At 64.4% G+C, this 18,298-nt stretch carries 15 protein-coding genes; 6 read left to right on the top strand and 9 right to left on the bottom strand.

The window, feature by feature from the left end; genetic code table 11:
* Positions 1-114: 114 nt before the first annotated feature.
* From AC1PPK_RS22095 to AC1PPK_RS22075, 5 genes are all read right to left on the bottom strand, one after another.
* Positions 115-978, bottom strand: a complete 864-nt coding sequence (locus tag AC1PPK_RS22095; protein ID WP_481115150.1) for a ChaN family lipoprotein — start codon at positions 976-978, stop codon at positions 115-117.
* Between the two features lie 99 nt (positions 979-1,077).
* The gene (locus AC1PPK_RS22090) at positions 1,078-1,416 is read right to left on the bottom strand and encodes a DUF2149 domain-containing protein (RefSeq protein ID WP_481115149.1); all 339 of its coding nucleotides are present in this window, start codon (positions 1,414-1,416) and stop codon (positions 1,078-1,080) included.
* Between the two features lie 3 nt (positions 1,417-1,419).
* The gene (locus AC1PPK_RS22085; RefSeq protein WP_481115148.1) at positions 1,420-1,899 is read right to left on the bottom strand and encodes a MotA/TolQ/ExbB proton channel family protein; all 480 of its coding nucleotides are present in this window, start codon (positions 1,897-1,899) and stop codon (positions 1,420-1,422) included.
* Positions 1,900-1,925: 26 nt separating this feature from the next.
* Positions 1,926-5,885, bottom strand: a complete 3,960-nt coding sequence (gene cobN, locus AC1PPK_RS22080; protein ID WP_481115147.1) for a cobaltochelatase subunit CobN — start codon at positions 5,883-5,885, stop codon at positions 1,926-1,928.
* 2 nt (positions 5,886-5,887) lie between these two features.
* A complete protein-coding gene (locus AC1PPK_RS22075) occupies positions 5,888-8,167 on the bottom strand; it encodes a TonB-dependent hemoglobin/transferrin/lactoferrin family receptor (protein ID WP_481115146.1) in 2,280 nt (759 codons plus the stop codon).
* Positions 8,168-8,500: 333 nt separating this feature from the next.
* On the opposite strand from AC1PPK_RS22075, the gene rpsD reads away from it, so the two are divergent.
* On the top strand, positions 8,501-9,112 hold the full coding sequence (gene rpsD, locus AC1PPK_RS22070; RefSeq protein WP_481115145.1) for a 30S ribosomal protein S4: 612 nt from the start codon (positions 8,501-8,503) through the stop codon (positions 9,110-9,112).
* A gap of 95 nt (positions 9,113-9,207) precedes the next feature.
* Positions 9,208-9,408 carry a hypothetical protein gene (locus tag AC1PPK_RS22065; protein ID WP_481115144.1) on the top strand — a complete coding sequence of 67 codons (201 nt, stop codon included), beginning with the start codon at positions 9,208-9,210 and terminating at the stop codon, positions 9,406-9,408.
* Between the two features lie 12 nt (positions 9,409-9,420).
* On the opposite strand, the gene nifA is transcribed toward AC1PPK_RS22065, so the two are convergent.
* The 4 genes from nifA to AC1PPK_RS22045 all read right to left on the bottom strand — a co-directional run bounded on the left by nifA (position 9,421) and on the right by AC1PPK_RS22045 (position 14,467).
* Positions 9,421-10,986, bottom strand: a complete 1,566-nt coding sequence (nifA, locus tag AC1PPK_RS22060) for a nif-specific transcriptional activator NifA (protein WP_481115143.1) — start codon at positions 10,984-10,986, stop codon at positions 9,421-9,423.
* 33 nt (positions 10,987-11,019) lie between these two features.
* Positions 11,020-12,681, bottom strand: coding sequence for a nitrogen fixation negative regulator NifL (nifL, locus tag AC1PPK_RS22055; RefSeq protein WP_481115142.1), 1,662 nt, complete (start codon positions 12,679-12,681; stop codon positions 11,020-11,022).
* A gap of 296 nt (positions 12,682-12,977) precedes the next feature.
* A complete protein-coding gene (locus AC1PPK_RS22050) occupies positions 12,978-13,952 on the bottom strand; it encodes a hypothetical protein (RefSeq protein ID WP_481115141.1) in 975 nt (324 codons plus the stop codon).
* Between the two features lie 236 nt (positions 13,953-14,188).
* Positions 14,189-14,467, bottom strand: coding sequence for an RnfH family protein (locus AC1PPK_RS22045; RefSeq protein WP_481115140.1), 279 nt, complete (start codon positions 14,465-14,467; stop codon positions 14,189-14,191).
* Positions 14,468-15,020: 553 nt separating this feature from the next.
* Between AC1PPK_RS22045 and ccoN the strand changes: the two genes are divergently transcribed.
* The 4 genes from ccoN to ccoP are packed head-to-tail and all read left to right on the top strand — an operon-like array spanning position 15,021 to position 18,296.
* Positions 15,021-16,442 (top strand): cytochrome-c oxidase, cbb3-type subunit I, encoded by a 1,422-nt coding sequence (gene ccoN / locus AC1PPK_RS22040; RefSeq protein ID WP_481115139.1) that lies wholly within the window; start codon positions 15,021-15,023, stop codon positions 16,440-16,442.
* 19 nt (positions 16,443-16,461) lie between these two features.
* Positions 16,462-17,160, top strand: coding sequence for a cytochrome-c oxidase, cbb3-type subunit II (gene ccoO / locus AC1PPK_RS22035; protein ID WP_481115138.1), 699 nt, complete (start codon positions 16,462-16,464; stop codon positions 17,158-17,160).
* Positions 17,161-17,188: 28 nt separating this feature from the next.
* On the top strand, positions 17,189-17,380 hold the full coding sequence (locus tag AC1PPK_RS22030; protein WP_481115137.1) for a cbb3-type cytochrome oxidase subunit 3: 192 nt from the start codon (positions 17,189-17,191) through the stop codon (positions 17,378-17,380).
* On the top strand, positions 17,373-18,296 hold the full coding sequence (ccoP, locus tag AC1PPK_RS22025) for a cytochrome-c oxidase, cbb3-type subunit III (protein WP_481115136.1): 924 nt from the start codon (positions 17,373-17,375) through the stop codon (positions 18,294-18,296). Before AC1PPK_RS22030 ends, ccoP begins: the two co-directional genes overlap by 8 nt.
* The last annotated feature ends 2 nt before the right edge of the window (positions 18,297-18,298 follow it).

The following is an 18,298-nucleotide window of genomic DNA, read 5'->3' as shown; positions in this document are numbered from 1 at the left end:
CCAATGAAGGATAGCGGCTGTCCGAGTTAAATAAAATCAGAATTGCCTGTAGTTATTGTTCGAAAAAAATTGAATGAAGTTTGATTTGCCTCCGGAGTTGAAGAACCACTTGCATCAAGGCTCGGAGCGGAAGCCGGCGCACGGATCGGTTCTCGGCGTGGGGGCGGTGTACCAGATGTAGGAATAGGGGCGGGGCGTGCTGCTCGTGTTCGGGCCGTCGCCGGTCTCCTCGAAGGCGACGCTGACGATGTGGGCGTCGGGCCGGAGGCGGGCCAGCAACTGTGGAACGCCATAGTCGCTGCGCACATGGCCGTTGCCGGCGACCAGGATGGCCGGACGCTCGGCGAGGTGCGTCAGTTCGGTGGCCATGGCGCCGTCACGGGCGCGCTGGGCGAGGCGCATGCCGGGCACCCGGCTAGCCGGCAACTGGCCGCAGTGGCTGTCCAGCAGGTCGGCGTCGAGCGCCCGCGTGGCGGCGTCGGACAGCGGGCCGGCCGCCAGCGTGGCGGCGAGGTCGGACGGCAGGGCAGCGATACCATTGCGCACCACGTTACGCGCCTGTTCGCGGGAAAGATTGGCGCCGATGACGTCGATGCCGGCCCGCGCCAGCCCGCCGAACAGCGGTTCGTGCACCGGCCACTGCCAGGCCTTGGTGTCGAAGCCGGCGGCCTCCAGGTCGGCCTGGAGGTGTTCGACGGGGCCGGCGCGGAGACGCCGCCCCCTGTCGAGGTGTTCGGCCGCCACGTTCCGTGCGCCGAGGGCGGCAATCAGCTCGGCGCGTAGGCGGTGGTGCGGCGGGCTGTCGTGGATCTCGCCGAGGAGCAGGAAATCCGCCTGGCGGAGACGGGCGAGCAGTTCGGGCTGGGTGAGCGTCTGCCCTGTTCGGGTATCGACGATGCGCTCGCCGGCGGGGGCATTGGCCTGGGCGGCGCAACACAGGACGATGCCGGCGAGGAGGGCGATCAGGCGTAGTTTCATGGTTCAGGGGCTCGGTTGTGCCGTCGAAGTCTGCGGGCTGCCTGTGGACGCCAGTCGGCGGTCGGGAGTTCGCGGCGCGCTGGGTGCGCCTATCCGTGCTCAGCGTTGCGCAGGGGCGTCGCCGCCTTCCGGAACATAGACGATGGAGCCGTCCTTCATGCGGTAGGCGACCCCGGCCTTTTCGCCATCGCCGCTGCCGATGGCGCCGCTGGCCTTGTAGCGCTCGACCTTCTCGCCTTTCTTGATGACGACTTCCATGGTCGGCTTGCCGGGATCGCTGATCACCGTGACGTCCTGCCGGCTGAAGGGATTCATCAGCGGATTCTTGGCGATGGTGATGAGCAGCGCGGCGATGACCACCAGGAATATGTCGATGAGGTTGACCACCGACAGGATGGGATCTTCGGTTTCCGGTTCGTGCAGGAGTTTGAGTCCCATAGTTCACGCCTCCTGGCGCAGGCGCGCGATGCGCACGATCTCTTCGGCCAGCCAGCGGCGGCGCACGTTGGTGACCCAGAAGGTGATGGAGGCGGCGATGAGGGCCAGGATGACCGCCGAGAAGGCCACCGTCAGGTTATGGGAGACCTGGGCCAGATCACCGTCGGATAGGGATTTGAGGGCCGGCCCCATGGGAATCATGGTGGCGACCAGCCCCAGCATGGGTGTGACGCGGCTGGCGATCCGCGGTGCTTCGAGGAGGGTGTGGGCGAGCAGGTCGAGTTCGTCCTCGGTGAGGGTCGGGTTGCCGCGGAAGGCGCTCAGCAGCGGGCGGCCGCCATCGCCTCGCCGTTGCCAGGCCAGCCGGGCGAATTCCCCGAGGGTCCAGAAGGCGAACAGGAATAGCAGGGCGATCAGGACCAGCGTGGGCAGCAGGAAGAGCTGGGCCACGTCGTACATGGTGTTTTCGAGTTGATGATTCATGGTCGGTGGTATCGGTGTGTTGGCGGTCAGGAAGAGGGGGCGAGGCGACCCCGCAGGGCGCCGCCCAGCGTGGCCAGGGCGACGAGGAGCAGGCCCGTAGCGGCACGGCTGGGCGTTGGCGGCGCCGGTGGGGCGACCTTGTCGAGACGCAGGCCTTGGATGGGGGGCGGTGCGGCCGGTGTCGGTGGTACGTCCGGCGTGGCGCGCGTGGAGCCGGACGTTGGCGTGGCAGTGGGGCGGGCCTGGGCCATGCCGAACCCGGCGAAGCTGAGCAGGGTAGCGTTGTCACTGCGGACCTGGTGCCGTTCGGCCAGCTCCCGGTAGCGAGCCTTGAGCTCGTCGACGGTGGCCTTGTCAGCCTGCCAGTAGCCCTGGCGGGCGGCCTCCAGCATGCGCTCGATGCTCTGGGCGAGGGCGTGAGGGTTGTGGCGCTCGAACCATTTGCGCAGGCCGAGGCGGTGCTTGTCGCGCACATAGACGTCCACGAACTCCTGCCACTGGTCGTCGCGCACGATCTCCCGCGCTACGGCCTGCCAGCCGGAAAAGTTGTTGATGCCGTCGAGCACCTGCAGGGTGCCGGCGTAACCTTCCTTCATCAGGCCCTGGATGTAGCCGGGGTGGAAGTTACGGGTGGTCAGCTCCTTGGCCAGGAAGCCGGCGGCCCCTTCCACCTTGCCGCCGCCCTGGCCGCGCAGGTTGGAGATGTAGAGCTCCGGCGCCTTGCCATCCAGATGGCGGACGGCGAGGGCGATGCCGCCCAGGTACTGGAAGGGATCGTCGGTGGTGAGCATGCCGTAGAGATTGGAGCTGCGCGACAGCACGGCCCCTTCGGTGCCTTTCAGGTGGGCGGCGTAGAGGTTCTCGCCGCCGGCGCCGGGCTGGCCCCAGCTCGCTTCGTCCGGGCCGTAGGCGAACTGCATGCGCGACAGGTACAGGCGGGCCAGCTTGCGGTCGCCTTCGGCCTTGCCCTTCCAGGTGTCGGTGGCCAGCGCGGCGTCGTCCAGTCCGGTGCCGTAGCGGCCGGACTCGGAGGAGAAGATGCGGGTCTGGGCGGCGTTGAGGGCCTGGGCTTTGCCCCAGCCGCGTGCACGTAGCTCGGCCTGGATGCGGTGGGTGTTGGCGGCCACCGGGTTGTCTGCCTCGTCGCTGGCCTCGGCGGCGAGCCGGGCTGCCTTGGCGAGCAGGCGCATCACGTTGGGGAAGTGATCCCGGTAGAGCCCGGTGGCAGACAGCACCACGTCCACCCGCGGGCGGCCGAGCGTTTGCCGCGGAACGAGCCTGACGTCCTCGACCCGTCCACCGGCGTCCCATACCGGTTCCACTCCCATGGCCCACAGGGCCTGGGCTTCGAGCAGGCCGAAGTGGCGCATGGTTTCCACCGACCACAGCGTGAAGGTGAGCTTCTGCGGGAGCTTGCCGCTCTTGGCCTTGTGGGTGGCGAGGAGTTGCTCGAAGGCGTCGCGGCCAGCCTCCCAGGCCGCTTGCGTCGGCACCCGGGAAGGGTCGAAGCCGTACAGGTTGCGTCCGGTGGGCAGGGCGTCGGGGTTCTTGATCGGGTCGCCGCCGTAGCTGGTCGGGATGTAGCGGCCTTCCAGGCCGGCGAGCAGGGCGGCCATCTCGGGGGCTGCATCCAGCGCGGCATACCATTGGCGGGTTCGTTCTGCGGCGGCGTGTGCCTTGGGGGGAAGGGCTGCGAGATTGACTTGGCCGGCCACGATCTCCTTCAGCCGTCGGTAAGGCGTCGATTCCTTGAGGCGCGTGTAGTCGCCGACCAGCATTTCGTCGGCCTCTTCGCCGGGGCCGGCGACACCTTCCCAGAAGTCCTTGCCGGCCATCATCAGCACCGTGGCCAGCCGTGCGTCCTCGCCGGCGCCCTGGCCGAAGGTGTGCAGGCCGAGGGGTTGGGCCGTGCGGGCCAGTTCATGGAGGTGGTCGTGCACTTCGTTGAGGAAGGCCGGAAATTGCGCCTCGATGCGGGCGTCGGACCAGCCCAGGTCGCGCTCGATGTGTTCCTTGCGCACCCCGGCCAGGAACTCGGCGCGCAGCTTGTCTTTCACGGCGCCGTCGTCCTGGGCCAGCCAGCTGTGAAGCAGGTCGTGGATGCGGGTCAGCGTGGCGTGCAGGCCGGCGGGGGCGAAGGGCGGCGTCTGGTGGCTGATGATGGTGGCGCGGCCGCGCCGCTTGGCCTGGGTGGCTTCGCCGATGTTGTCCACGATGTAGGGATACAGCACCGGCACGTCGCCGACGGCGAGCATCGGAAAATCGCTGACGGCCAGTCCGCGCTCCTTGCCGGGCAGCCACTCCTGGCTGCCGTGGGTGCCGTAGTGGATGAAGGCATCGCTCTTGGCCTGTTCGCGGGCCCACAGGTAGGCGGCCATGTAGAAGTGGGACGGGGCGGCGCTGGACGAGTGGTAGAGCGCCTTCTCCTTGTCCTCTCCACGCTCTCCGCGCGGCGGCTGGGGTAGCAGATTGATGTGGCCGAGCTTCAGGCGGGGAATGACGAACCAGGCCTGGCCGTCCTGGCGGACGAGCATTGACGAGCGTTCGGGCTCGCCCCAGCGCGCCTTCATCTGTTTCTGCACGGCTTCGGGCAAGCTGGCCAGCCAGTGCAGGTAGGTTGCCAGCGGCAGGCGCTCGGCGAGGCCGTCGCGCAGTAGGGATTCCAGTTCCCGCTGATCGCCGGCGGGTTGGTAGTAGGGGGCGAGCAGGCGTTGCAGGGATAGGGTGAGTTCGGTTTCGCCCGGCGTCTCGGTGCTGTAGCCCCGCGTCCGCAGGGCGGCCAGCGTGCCGACCAGGCTGCGGGGCAGGTTCATGAACGAGGCGGAGAGGTTCTTTTCGCCCGGCGGGTAGTTCCAGAAGAAGATCGTGACGTGCTTGTCGGCATTTGTGGTGTGCTGCAGGCGGGCCAGCCGCAAGGCCTTGGCGACGACGGCGGCGGCCTGCCCGGCGATGGGGGCGATCTGGTCGTCGGACTTGCGGGTGGCGGCGGCGATCTGGACGTCGGTGACGCCGGCGTATTCGGCCTGGGCCAGGTAGAAGGGCACGTCCATCAGCGCCACGCCTTGCGGATCGGCGGCCCAGGCGGCTTCGTCGCCCTTGCGGTAGGGCATGGCCTGCACAACGGGGATGCCCAGGTCGGCGAACTCAGTGCGTCTCCCGTCCGGGTTGAGCATGATCTGGGTGTTGATCAGCACGTTGGCAACAGTGCGCCCGTCGACGCGCAGCATGCGCCGCACGGCGTCCGGGTCCATGGCCGGGCTGTAGAAGGGCAGGGGCACGGCGCCGCTGCGTTCGATGCGGCGGATCAGATCGTCGATGAAGGCTGTCTGCTCGGCGGCGATGTACTGCTGGTGCAGCGCGATGGCGATCACCGGCGCGGTGGGCGTGGCGCTGCCGGTCTTCCAGCGCAGGTAGGCGACGGGCTCGGCAAAGACCAAGCCGGGATGGTCCGGGTGATAGATGCCGCTCTTGGGGAAGACGATGGGCTCGCGGATGCCGCCGGTCGGCTTGCCGTCCAGATGCGCGGCGAGGGTGGCCAGGAAGGCGTCGAAGTTGAGGGCGCCACCATTTACATAATAGGTGTGCAGGCGCCGGGCCAGCCCGTCCGGCAGGCCCTGCCAGCGGGGATTGCCTTCGTGCAGCCACAGGACGGGCTGTGTGAGGCCGGGGAGGGCTCCGGCCAGGCGGGTCTCGACGAAGGCCTGCAGATGTTCCCGGGGCGTGTCGAAGAGCACCAGGTCGTAGCCGCGGAACAGCGCCGGCCCGCTGTCGGCGGGCAGCTTCTCGGCGAAGCGGGCTTCCAGTTGCAGGTCATGTGCTTTAGCTGTTTCGGCCAGCTTGAGGAACTTGCCCGGCTGGACCGGCGAGGTGCTGATGACGAGGATGCGCCCGGCGAACACTTCACCGCTACCGCTGAGCAGGATGAGGCAGAGCACGGGCGCGAGCAGGCGGCCGAGCCGCAAGAACAGCCGGTGGGTGACGCGCATGCTCAGAAATCCACCTGGAGAGAGGCGCTCAGGTTGCGGCCGGGCTGGGTGTAGAAGGCCGGGCCGGCGTCGGTGCTGGTCAGGGCAACCTGGCGGATGTCGCTCCACAGCCAGTACTTCTTGTCGAAGAGGTTGTTGAGGGCGACGTTGAGCTTAGCGTTGTGATGGAGCTGCAGGCTGGCGGAGAGGTCGAGCACTGCGTAGCCAGGTGTCCGGAAGTAATCGACCTCGCTGCGGTCCACCTGGTCCTTCTTGCGGGCGGCGCGCAGGCGCGCATCCACGGCCAGGGGGCGGCTGGCGGCATGGCCGTCCCAGCCGAGGTTGAGGTAAAGACGGGCGGGGTCGACGGTGTTGAGCGGCTGGCCAGCCGAGGTCACGTCGCCGTCGGCCCAGGCGATGGCGCCGGCGGTGCGGAAGCCGTGGGGTAGGGCCCACTGGCCACGCAGTTCCGCGCCGCGGATGCGGACGCTGGTCAGATTGACCGACTGGTACACCGAGCGCACCGAGTTGCCCAGGCAGGCTGGTGCGCTAGCCCCGCTCGGGGTGGAACAGACCAGTTCGTTGCTGATGAAGTTGCTGTACTTGTTGTTGTACAAGGCCAGTTGCACATCGCCGCCCGCCAGCTTGAAGCGGGTGCCCATTTCCATGCCGGTGCTGGTTTCGGGCTTCAGGTTCGGGTTGGGAAGGCTCGCGTAGTTCTGGGCAGCGTTGTAGAACAGGCCGTTGACCTCTTCGTAGTTGGGCGCCCGGAAGCCGCGCACGACCTGCCCGTAGAACGACGTCGCCGGACTGTGGCGCCACACGGCGGCAAGTTTGGGCGAGGCGGCGGAGTGATCCTGGCTGCTGGCCGAGAAGCTCTGTGCGCCGATGGTCTTGCTGGTGGCATCGGGGCGGAGCTTGACGCTGTCGAGGCGCAGGCCGGGGGTCAGGCTCAGGCGGCCGATGCTGATCTCGTCCTGTGCGAAGATGCCCAGGCTGTCAGATTGGCCGGGGGCGAAGTCGCGCAGGGGGTAGGTGTCGCCGGCCAGCGTCTTGCCGACGCTGCCGGTGGTCTGGTTGGTAATCGTGTAGTCGCGGATCTCGGCCAGTTCGTGGCGGCGCCAGTCGGTGCCGACGACGATGAAGTGATCGAGGGCACCGGTGTTCAGGCCCATTTCCAGTTGCAGGCCCACGCCGGTCGTTTGCTGGCGGAAGTCGAAGTTCATGTCCACCAGGCAGGTGTTGCTGCCGCCGCTCGTGCCGGAGCAGCCGCTCGTGGTGGCGCTGCGTTTCTGCAGCGTGTAGGTCTGGTTGGCGGCGCTCTGGTGATAGGAAGAGAGGAGCAGGCGGTCCACCAGGCCGGCCGTGGGCTTCCATTCCCAATCGATGGAGAAGCGCTCCCGGCGCGCATCCTCGCTGCCATCCGCGGCGCTGACGCGGGGCAGGGAGGTGGACAGGCGCAGTAGTTCGCTATCGGTGTGCTGGTAGCGGTCCTCGTAAGTGAAGCGCAAGCGGTGGTCGGTGGCCGGCTTGACGACAAGCCGGGCGAGGGTGCCGCGGGAGCGGTTGTCCTGGGGATTGGGCAACTCGCGGCCGGCGCTGCTGCCGCCGGTCTCGCCCCGGTTGTCCAGTTCGCTGCCGGTGCGCCGGGTGAGGGCCAGCAGTGCTTCGATGGTGTCGTTGCCGCCGGCGAAGTAGGTGGTGTTCTGCAGGCTGTTGTCGGCGCCGCGCCAGGTGACTTTGTAGCGGACGCCGACGTCGCGGTCGCCGAGGATATCGCGGGGGGCGAGGGTGAGGTAGCTGACCACGCCGCCGAGGGCATCGGAGCCATAGAGGCTGGAGGCGGGGCCGCGCAGGACTTCCACGCGCTTGAGGAAATCGAACTCAGGGCTGTCGGAGCTGGACGTCGTTGCGTTGGAGGGGCCACCGCCGTTGTAGTAATCGGGCAGGCGAACGCCGTCCACCTGCTGCAGGACCCGGTTGCCTTCGATACCGCGGATGTTGACCGAGCTTGCGCCGAAGCGCCGCAGGTCGCGGGCGACGGCGACGTCCGGCTCGTTCTCGAACAGGGAGGCTTCGTCGTGGGGCAGGCGCCGGGCGATGTCCTCCGCGCCGATCGCAGTGACGGTGGTGGGGACGCTGTCGGCGGTGGTCTCGGTGCGGTTGGCCGAGACGATCACGGCGCCGAGCGTGGCGCTTTCGTCGCCAGCGGCGGCAAGGCAGGCGTTTCCGGCAAGCGCTGCGCCGATGAGGAGGGCAAGGGGGGACTTCCTGAAGCGGGAAGAGGGACGGGTACCGGGCACGGCGGATCTCCAGATATCGAGAACATCTGGCTAGCTGGCGTGCGGAAGGCCCGGGCTGGCTGGCTTGACGCGGGTGGGGGCGAGGGGGCAGGCAGGCTGCCGGAGTGGTGAATCTACCCGGCTTGATGAATAAATGCAAATCATTATCGTTTACATTTATTCATTGCCCATCTAAGATGGATTCCGGTCCCCCGCGACAGGAGTCAGGAAATGCGATCGATGCTGTTCAACGTCTGCTTGCTGGCACTGCTGCTGTCGGGGGTGTTGGTGGCAGGGCCGTTGTGATCTTCGGTGCTTGAACCCCTCCCGTTTTCTTCCAAGGAATATCTGTCGATGTCTCGTTATACCGGTCCCCGTTTGAAGGTCATGCGCGCCCTCGGGTGCGAATTGCCCGGCCTGTCCCACAAGTCCATCGGCGAGCGGGATTACCCGCCCGGCCAGCATGGTGCGCGTCCGCGGCGCAAGTCGGATTATGGTCTCAAGCTGATCGAGAAGCAGAAACTGCGCATGAACTACGGGCTGACCGAAGCCCAGTTGCAGCGGTTATTCCGGGAGGCCAAGCGCGCCAAGGCGCCCACCGGCAACAAGCTGCTCGAACTGCTGGAGCGTCGTCTGGACAACTTCGTGTTCCGCGCTGGCTTTGCGCCGACGCTGGTGGCGGCCCGCCAACTGGTGCGCCATAAGCATGTGCTGCTCAACGGTCTGCCGGTGAATATCCCGTCGATCCGGATCAAGCCGGGTGACGCCATCGTCCTCACCGACAAGGCACGGCGTATGCCGATGGTGCTGGAGTGCGTCGAGCAGCCGGCCCTGACGCACCCCGAGTGGCTGAGCAGCGACGGCAAGGCTTTCCAGGCAGTCGTGACCCGTCTGCCGGAGGCCAGCGAGGTGCCTTTCCCAGTGGCAGTCCAGCATGTGGTCGAATATTACGCGGTGCGGATATGAGTATCCCGTGCTACTGCCAAGGCGAGAATGAGGAAGACGGCTTGCCCGCTTATGAGACGTCCCCCGACCTTGCTCTGGCCGCATTGCTCACACTGATGAGCAGTTTCCCCGCTCAACGCAGTGCCGCGGTGGCCCAGTCAATCGTCACACATCTGCGGGTGGTTAGCGCGGACGAACGCCTGGATGGCATTCTCAGGGGATGCGCTGCCCAGTTGGTGAACAACTGGGAGGCGCTGATCGTGCTCAGCCAGCCTGGGCCCGAACCGCTGGTGCCGTCGGCCCGGGTCATCAACTGAGCGGCGTGGTGGTCAGATCTGCCTGACCGTGATGTTGAGGGTCTGGATGCGGTAGGCGATTTGCCGTGGGGTCATGCCGAGCAGGCGCGCGGCCTTGGCCTGCACCCAGCCAGCCTGCTCCAGCGCAGCGATGACACGCTCCCGCTCGTCCATGTTCTCGTCGCCCAGATCCACGTTGCTAACAGGGGCGGCGGCGCTGGCTGCGCGCGGACGAGGCGGCTGCAGGCGTTCCTCGATACCGGACAACAGAACGAGGTCGCGGTCGATGTGCGAGCCTTCGCACATGACTGCGGCCCGCTCCAGACAGTTTTCCAGTTCGCGTACGTTGCCCGGCCACATGTGCTGGGTCAGCAGGCGTAGCGCGCTGTCGGTGATTCCCAGTTCGCGGCCTTGCAGCTTGGCGATCTTGGTGACCAGGAAGTTGGCGATCTCCGGAATGTCCTCGATGCGGTCGCGCAGCGGCGGCACGTAGATCGGCATCACGTTGAGGCGGTAGTACAAGTCTTCGCGGAACTTGCCTTCCTCGACGGCCATTTCCAGATCGCGGTGAGTAGCGGCGATGACGCGGACGTCCACTTTAAGCGTGCGGCTGCCGCCGACCCGTTCGAGTTCGCCTTCCTGCAGGATGCGCAACAGCTTGGCCTGGAAGGCGGCCGAGACTTCGCCGATTTCGTCGAGGAAGAGGGTGCCGCCGTCGGCCTGCTCGAAACGCCCCTTGCGCTGGGAAACTGCACCTGTAAAGGCGCCTTTCTCGTGACCGAAGAGCTCGGACTCAAGCAGGTTTTCGGGCAGCGCCGCACAGTTGAGCTTGACGAAGGGGCTGGCCGAGCGTGGCGAGTTGTAGTGGATGGCGCTGGCGATCAGCTCTTTACCGGTGCCGGTCTCGCCGCGGATCAGTACCGTGGTGTTCCACTTGGCGACCTGCCGGAGCTGGTCGAAGACCCGCTTCATTGGCTCGGAGCGCCCGACGATGGACGAGAAACCGTACTGGCCGCGTACCGCCCGGCGCAGGTCGTCACGCTCGTCCACCAGGTCGCGCTTTTCCTTGGCGACCTGGCGGGCCAGTCGCACGCTCTGGGCGATCAGGTTGGCGACCATCTCCTGGAAGTGGGCGCGCTCGTCGAGGAGGCCGTCGTCCGAGGTCTCGGGTTGGCTGGCCAGCACGCCGACAAGTTCGGAGCCGATGCGGATTGGTACCGCGATGAAGGGTTTGTCGGGCGCGTAGGCGCCGAGGCGGTCGAGGAAGCGCCGTTCGCGGGCGACTTCGTCGAGGATCACGCTGCGACCGCGTTCCAGCACCAAGCCGAGGATGCCTTCACCGCGGGAATAGCGGATGTGGCCGGCGGCTTCCACGTCGAGGCCGTGGGCTGCGCTGATGAAGAGTTCGTTACCGGTTTCGTCGCTGAGGAGGGCGACGAGGCCCAGGCGCAGGCCGCAGCCTTCGCCGATGACCTGGAGCACTTCCTTGAGGGTGTCCTGCAAATCGAGGGAGCGGGACAGGATCTGGCTGACGCTGAATAGCGTATCCAGCTCTGCCTCAAGGAGGGCGCCAGGGGCCTGGATCAGATTTTCGCTCACGGGCGTCGGGTCCATTCAATGGCGTGCATTGGCTCAGCTTCCCGATGGAGGGAAACCGATGATGAAACGGCATCCGCCGGTGTAGTCCGGGTCGATGTCAATGGTGCCTTCGTGGCGTGTGACCACGTCCTGGGCGATGGCCAGGCCCATTCCGACGGAATGGGAGAGGGGGCGTTTGGTTGTGAAAAAGGGTTCGTACACCTTGTGCCGCAGCTCTTGCGAGATGCCGGGGCCGGTGTCTTCAATGACGGCGACGATCCGGCCGTCCCTTTCTTCGGTGCGGACCTTGAGTTCGCGGACATTGCGGCCGCGCTCGTTCATCGCCTCGATGGCGTTCTCGACGATCTCCTTGAACATGCTGCGCAGCATGTTGGCGCGGCCATGGAAGTGGCTGAGCCGTGAGGTGGGCTGCCACGCGACAGTGATGCCGGCGGCGAGCAGGCGCTCGGTCAGCAGCATCAGTACATCGCGCAGGATGTCGTTGAGATTGACCGGCGCAGTGGCTTCCTGCGGTGCTTCCGGCATCGAGGCTTCGAAGGTGCCCAGCGCGGCCTCTCCGGCGGTGAGCGCTTCCTTGAGGGCGTTCTTCAGCATCGCCGTGTCGATTTGTGTGCCGCGGCGGTCAAGCATGTTGGCGGCGGCGCGGATCATGTTCAGCGGGCCACGCAGTTGGTAAACGGCGCCGGACAGGGTCTCCCGCAGGCTCTGTACCAGTTCAGCCTCGGCCATCGTGGCGCGGATCGCGCCGATGCGTTCCATCTCGCGCTGGCGCTTGGCGGCGGTGATGTCCTTGATGAGGAGCATCAGGTAGGCGCGGGCCTGGGGATCGAAGAAGGAGTCGGCCTTGGCATCCTGTTGTTCGAACCAAGAGCCGGAGCAGGAGAACCAGCGCGCGGCTTTGCCCGAGATCGGGTGTACGCAGATTTCCTCGTCAACGAAGTTGCGGCCGCCGAGCTTGGGCGGCTCGAACGCCAGGCCGATCGTATTGCGCAGTTCCGCGAGGACCTGCTTTGCGGGGTCGGTCACGCCGAGATCATCGGTCAGCTGTTTGTATTCGTGGTTGTCCAGTACGACCCGCTGCTGGTCATCGAGCAGTGCGATGGCGATCGGTGCCACGTCGATGACGGATTCGATCAGCGCTTTCTGGTTCTGGACCTTCTGCTTGAGGGCATGCAGCGCGGTGACGTCCCGGTGCATGCCGAGGCAGTAGGCGGTTTCCCCCTTGGAGTCCAGGATGGGGGTGATGGTCAGTTCCGCGATGTAACGGGAACCATCCTTGCGCCGATTGACGAGGGTTCCGTTCCAGGTCTTCTTGTCGTGCAGGGACTTCCACAGCGTTTCGTAAACGGAGCGTGGGGTGGTCTTGTAGGACAGGATCGATTCGTTGAGGCCCAATACCTCACTGGGGGCATAGCCGGTAACGCCTTCGAAGGCGGGATTGGCATACAGGATGCGAGCCTGGGGGTCTGTGATCGAGATGGCGATCGGGGCTTGCTCGACCGCCTCCAGGAACAGCCAGATACGGCTTGGAAACGCTTGGGCGGCAGCGATCTCGCCGACCAAGTCATCATTGCTCGACGCATTTTCGAGGGCCTTGGCGAGGGCCGCCCGGAGTGCTTCTACACGCACGGCTGTCGGCGGCAGGCCGCTTGCATCCCCGTCCGAACGGGAGCGGCCGTTGGTGACCTCTGACATCGCGAAACCTCGACTCTGAACAGCGCCCGGTGAGGGGCGGATTTGACTTGTAGTCCCTGGCACTGGGACTAATGGTGGGTGATGAGCCTCTTAAGCAAGGAGTGGGCCTCGTTTTCTGTACTCACCCTGTCCGATCTCGTGCGGATTTTTTTCTTATTTAAATTCAATGGCCTGGAGGCGTCGTGGAGGGCTGGTGCGGTGCATTGTCCGGTGTGCCGCCCGATTCTGTACAGGGCTCCTGCCCCATACTGGTGCGTTTCCCGCTGATGCCATTCCGTATCCAGCCCTTTGCCCTATTACAGTGCGTAAGGCGAGTGCAGCCAGCGGCGCACGACGTCTTCGTCGCGACGGGGCAGGTACGCGAAGCCCGCGTTGGCATCTTCCATCACTACGCGTGCAACCCAGTGAGGCACGGCCTTGGTCGTCAGCATGTGGAAGTACCAGGCAAAGGGGTAGCCGGCTGCCCGGTCGAAGGATACCAGTGCGTCGTGAAGGGCCAGTTCCCGGGTGCCTTCCCGTGCGCTGAAGACCGGCGGCTCGCCGTCGATGGCGGGTACCGGCTGGGCGCGGATGACGTTCTGCTGGAAGCGGTCGAGATGTTCGCGCACCGCGATGACCCACTGGTTGCTGAAGGCCGTGGCGTGGCCGGCGCTGGATTCACTCCAGTCGTCGCTGAAGCGGTGGATGGGCTGGGCGTCGGGGGTTTGCTGCCGCAGTCGGGCCAGCAGATCGCCGATGTGGGTGAGCCGGCGGAAGGTGTAATAGGGGAGCCCGACCGGTTGCCCATTATGGTGGCCGAGATCCGGATCGATAAGCTCATCGATGGCGCTCGGCGCGGGCACCTGTGCGAACAGTGTATGGGCCTGGGTCTCTTGCAGGTCTTCGATCTCCAACTGCAGGAAATCGGTGGACTTGTCGCCAGTGGCGGCGACGAAGTAGTGCGTGCGTCCCACGCGGCGGGTCGCGATCAGTTCCTTCCCCGCGTACTCCTCGCGCAGGGCTTCGAAATCTCCGTCGCTGGCCGCGAGCGTCATCTCCGCCCAGCTTTCTAGGTCGTCGGAGATGCGTACCCCGTTTGCGGCAAGGACGCCACCGAGGCGATACCAGCCGCCGCGGCAGAGGGTTCGACGGAAATGGAGTTCCGGAATATGGCGGGCCAGCTCTTTGGCCAGGATTCCGGGGCCAGCTGAGACTGGGACAAGAGTGCAGACTTCGACAAAGGACGCTTCGAGTGCCTTGGTGCGCTCGGTCCAGCTCGGGTTCGCGTTCATGGGCGTGCTCCTTCTATTTCTGGCTGTGGCTTGAGGGAATATGAACAAGGCTCGCATTCGAAACCCCGGTCTGCAGGCAGCAAGCCGGAGTGGGCGCGTGGAAGGAGCGCGCGCGAGGTGACAAATCCTGTGGGGGCGTGCCGAGGCACTTGATAGCCCGATGGCCGGCGGTGCTGCGAACGGATGCTGGAGCGATGGCCCCGGCGCCCTGTCATGGCATGCGGCGGTGAATGTGTTCAATCGTCATCGTCATCGTCCAGCTGGCGACGCGGCACGGTCTGAGGATCACAGATGATCCCGCGGTAAATCTCCACCCGGTCGCCCGCCTTCAGGGGGGCTTCCAGCTTGACCAGCTTCCCGAACACGCCGACTTTCTGGCTGGAGAGGTCGATATGGGGGAACTGCCTGAGTATCCCGGAGGCTTCGATGGCTTCGCGGGCGGATGCGCCGTCCGGTACTTCTATGGTCAGCCAGACCTGCTGGGACGGTTCGGAATAAGCAACGCCGACTTGCATGGTTCGGAACTCCTGATGTGCTCGGGCCCTGGCCGGGTGGGTGCCTACGGGATTCGGATTCCCGCAAGCAGGGCTGCCCAGGGCTCGGCTATTTACTTGAAGTGCGCCGTGTCAGTCGGATCTCACCGAAGTCTGGAGGGACTGCCGCAACGCTGCCTTACTGTTCAGCGAACGCAAGCGCACATCTTGTGCCACCTTGAGTTGCAGTTTTTTTCCATATGAAACAATGGGGTTCTTCCATATGTCGCGAGAGGTTGTGTTGCGAATCCCTACAATTGTCGTAAATCCGACAGGAATATCCGCGAGAGAAAACCCTATTGATGTGAAGGTCTTAAAGGCTTTCCTTATCTCTTCATAAAGCCGATTCACGAGTAGGGGCTTATTTCCAAGAATTCCTGCTCCGCCACTTTGCCCAGGTCTTCTTGCGGCGCAATAAAGTTGATCTGTGTCAAAATGCCGCCCTTATCGCGGCGTATCCTTCCGCGAAGCCTGCCGCCGGTCCGTCCGTCGAGCAGTCAGGGGGGTTTTGTTTTCTTTTGATGAGGTGACTCACATGCAATCGCAGACTTACAACTATAAAGTCGTGCGGCAGTTCGCCATCATGACGGTGGTATGGGGCATCGTGGGCATGCTGGTCGGCGTTATCGTCGCAGCACAGCTCGTGTGGCCCGAATTGAACGTTGCCGAATGGCTGCACTTTGGACGGCTCCGCCCGCTCCACACCAACGCGGTGATCTTTGCGTTTGGTGGATGTGCTCTCTTTGCAACGTCGTACTACTGTGTGCAGCGTACTTGCCACACCCGCTTGTTTGCCCCGGGCCTTGCAGCCTTTACGTTCTGGGGCTGGCAATTGGTCATCCTGCTGGCAGCGATTTCGCTGCCGCTGGGTTTCACCTCCGGCAAGGAATATGCCGAACTGGAGTGGCCGATCGACATCCTGATCACGGTCGTGTGGGTTTCCTACGCCGTCGTGTTCTTCGGCACCATCGCCACTCGAAAGACCACGCATATCTACGTGGCGAACTGGTTCTATGGCGCCTTCATCCTGACCGTTGCCTTGCTGCACCTGGTCAACAGCGCTGAAGTCCCGGTCACCCTGACCAAGTCCTACTCCGCCTACGCCGGTGTTCAGGATGCGATGATCCAGTGGTGGTATGGTCACAACGCGGTGGGCTTCTTCCTCACCGCCGGCTTCCTGGGCATGATGTACTATTTCGTGCCGAAGCAGGCTGGCCGTCCTGTGTATTCCTACCGTCTGTCGGTGGTGCACTTCTGGGCACTGATCTTCACCTACATGTGGGCGGGCCCGCACCACCTGCACTTCACTGCGCTGCCCGACTGGACCCAGTCCGTCGGCATGGTCTTCTCCCTGATTCTGCTGGCTCCGTCCTGGGGCGGCATGATCAACGGCATCATGACCCTGTCTGGCGCTTGGCATAAGCTGCGCACCGACCCGATCCTCAAGTTCCTGATCACCTCGCTGTCCTTCTACGGTATGTCTACCTTTGAAGGTCCGATGATGTCGATCAAGACGGTCAACGCCCTGTCCCACTACACCGACTGGACCGTCGGTCACGTGCACTCCGGCGCACTGGGCTGGGTTGCGATGGTGTCCATCGGCGCCATGTACTACCTGATCCCGCGCATGTACGGCAAGACCGAAATGTATTCCACCAAGCTGATCACCGCCCACTTCTGGATCGCGACTATCGGCATCGTGCTTTACATCGCCTCCATGTGGATTTCCGGTGTCATGCAGGGCCTGATGTGGCGTGCCACCAACCCGGACGGCACCCTGACTTATTCCTTCGTTGAAGCTGTGAAGGCCAGCTACCCGTTCTGGGCCATCCGCGTTCTCGGCGGTGTCTTGTTCCTGACCGGCATGCTGATCATGTTCTACAACATGGTGAAGACCATCGCCGGTCAGAAGGCCTATGAAGCTCCGGTGCTGGCACCTGCCGGCGCTCACGCCTGATCGGGAGGAAAGAATAATCATGGCTCAATCGAATCACGACTTTATCGAACGTAAGGTTGGCTGGCTGATCGTCTTCACGCTGCTGACAGTCAGTGTCGGCGGTCTCGTGGAAATCGTGCCGCTGTTCCACATGAAGTCCACCACCACGCCGGTTGAAGGCCTCAAGCCCTACGACCCCGTTCGCCTTGTCGGCCGCGACATCTACATCCGCGAAGGCTGCTACAACTGCCACTCGCAGATGATTCGTCCGTTCCGTGCCGAAACCGAGCGTTATGGCCATTACTCCGTCGCCGGTGAATATGTGTACGACCACCCCTTCCAGTGGGGCTCCAAGCGTACCGGTCCCGACCTGCACCGCGTTGGTGGCCGTTATTCCGATCAGTGGCATCGCATCCACCTGCTGAACCCGCGCGACGTCGTCCCCGAGTCCAACATGCCGGCCTTCCCGTGGCTTGACCGCCCGGCGAAGATCGATGACATCGAGGCCAAGATGAACGCGCTGCGCAAGGTTGGCGTTCCTTACACCGATGAGGAAATTCAGGGTGCCCGCAAGGCGCTGGAAGGCAAGACCGAGTTGGAGGCCGTGATTGCTTACCTGCAAGGTCTCGGCACCGCGCTGAATGCCGGCAAGCCGGCTGCTCCGGCCGTCGCGGCTGCTGCGCCTGCACCGGCTGAGGCAGTTGCCGCTCCGGCCCCCGCGGCTCCGGAAAAACAGTAATCCAATTCGGAGAACGCAGGAGCACATCGTGGATATCAATGACGCACGTACGGTCGTAACCGTCTTGGGCTTTGTATGTTTCATCTGTATCAGCCTGTGGGCGTACAGCGGTCGTGCACGAAAGGGATTCGACGAGGCTGCGCTCCTGCCGTTCGGCGAGGACGACTTGCCGCCCTCTGATTCGGGGCGGCAAACCAAGGAAGGAAATAAAAATGGCTGACTTCGTTAGCGGTTTCTGGAACGCCTGGGTGATGGTGCTGGTGTTCCTGAGCATCGGGTTCTGCGTGTTCGTGCTGATTTCCAACACGACCAAGCGGACCTCGGGCCCGGTCGGCCTGCACGATCACGTGTGGGACGAGACTTTGCAGGAGTACAACAATCCGCTGCCGCGTTGGTGGATGTACATGTTCTGGATCACGATCATCTTCGCGATCACCTACCTGACTCTCTACCCGGGCTTCGGCAACAATCAGGGCAAGCTGGGTTGGTCTTCGGCCGGTCAGTGGGAAGCGGAACAGAAGGCTGCGGCCGAGAAGTATGGCCCGATCTTCGCCAAGTATCGTGGCATGGACCTCAATGCCGTGGCTGCCGACAAGGAAGCCAACGCCATGGGCCATCGCATGTTCCTGACCTATTGTGCCCAGTGTCACGGTGCTGATGCCAAGGGTGCTAAGGGCTTCCCGAACCTGACCGACAATGACTGGCTGTATGGCGGTGAGCCGGAAACCATCAAGACCACCATTCTGGAAGGCCGTCAGGGCATGATGCCCCCGTTCGGCCCGGCGCTTGGTGCTGACGGTGTCAAGGATGTGGCCAACTACGTGCGTTCCCTGTCCGGTCTGGCCAATGACTCCCTGCGCGCCCAGCGCGGTAAGGAGATCTTCACCCAGAACTGCGTCGCATGTCATGGTCCGGAAGGCAAGGGCACCCCGGCAGTCGGCGCTCCGAACCTGACCGACAAGACCTGGCTGTATGGCTCGTCCGAAGCCACGATCATCGAGACCGTGACCCATGGACGTACCAACCGCATGCCGGCCTGGAAGGACTTCCTCGGTGAGGACAAGGTGCATCTGCTCGCCGGCTATGTGCTGAGCCTTTCCAAGAATGCCACGGCTCCGGCCGAAGAGAAGAAATAAGC

The organism is Zoogloea sp. JDB1, assembly GCF_056724025.1.
Note: the sequence above shows the minus strand (reverse complement) of the source record. Positions and strands in the feature narration are given on the sequence as shown.

Coding starts and splice junctions, on each gene's coding strand:
- AC1PPK_RS22045 (WP_481115140.1), bottom strand. CDS start 14,467: ATGCAAGTCGGCGTTGCTTATTCCGAACCGTCCCAGCAGGTCTGGCTG.
- AC1PPK_RS22050 (WP_481115141.1), bottom strand. CDS start 13,952: ATGAACGCGAACCCGAGCTGGACCGAGCGCACCAAGGCACTCGAAGCG.
- AC1PPK_RS22095 (WP_481115150.1), bottom strand. CDS start 978: ATGAAACTACGCCTGATCGCCCTCCTCGCCGGCATCGTCCTGTGTTGC.
- AC1PPK_RS22065 (WP_481115144.1), top strand. CDS start 9,208: ATGAGCAGTTTCCCCGCTCAACGCAGTGCCGCGGTGGCCCAGTCAATC.
- ccoP (WP_481115136.1), top strand. CDS start 17,373: ATGGCTGACTTCGTTAGCGGTTTCTGGAACGCCTGGGTGATGGTGCTG.
- AC1PPK_RS22090 (WP_481115149.1), bottom strand. CDS start 1,416: ATGGGACTCAAACTCCTGCACGAACCGGAAACCGAAGATCCCATCCTG.
- ccoN (WP_481115139.1), top strand. CDS start 15,021: ATGCAATCGCAGACTTACAACTATAAAGTCGTGCGGCAGTTCGCCATC.
- AC1PPK_RS22085 (WP_481115148.1), bottom strand. CDS start 1,899: ATGAATCATCAACTCGAAAACACCATGTACGACGTGGCCCAGCTCTTC.
- ccoO (WP_481115138.1), top strand. CDS start 16,462: ATGGCTCAATCGAATCACGACTTTATCGAACGTAAGGTTGGCTGGCTG.
- rpsD (WP_481115145.1), top strand. CDS start 8,501: ATGTCTCGTTATACCGGTCCCCGTTTGAAGGTCATGCGCGCCCTCGGG.
- nifL (WP_481115142.1), bottom strand. CDS start 12,681: ATGTCAGAGGTCACCAACGGCCGCTCCCGTTCGGACGGGGATGCAAGC.
- cobN (WP_481115147.1), bottom strand. CDS start 5,885: ATGCGCGTCACCCACCGGCTGTTCTTGCGGCTCGGCCGCCTGCTCGCG.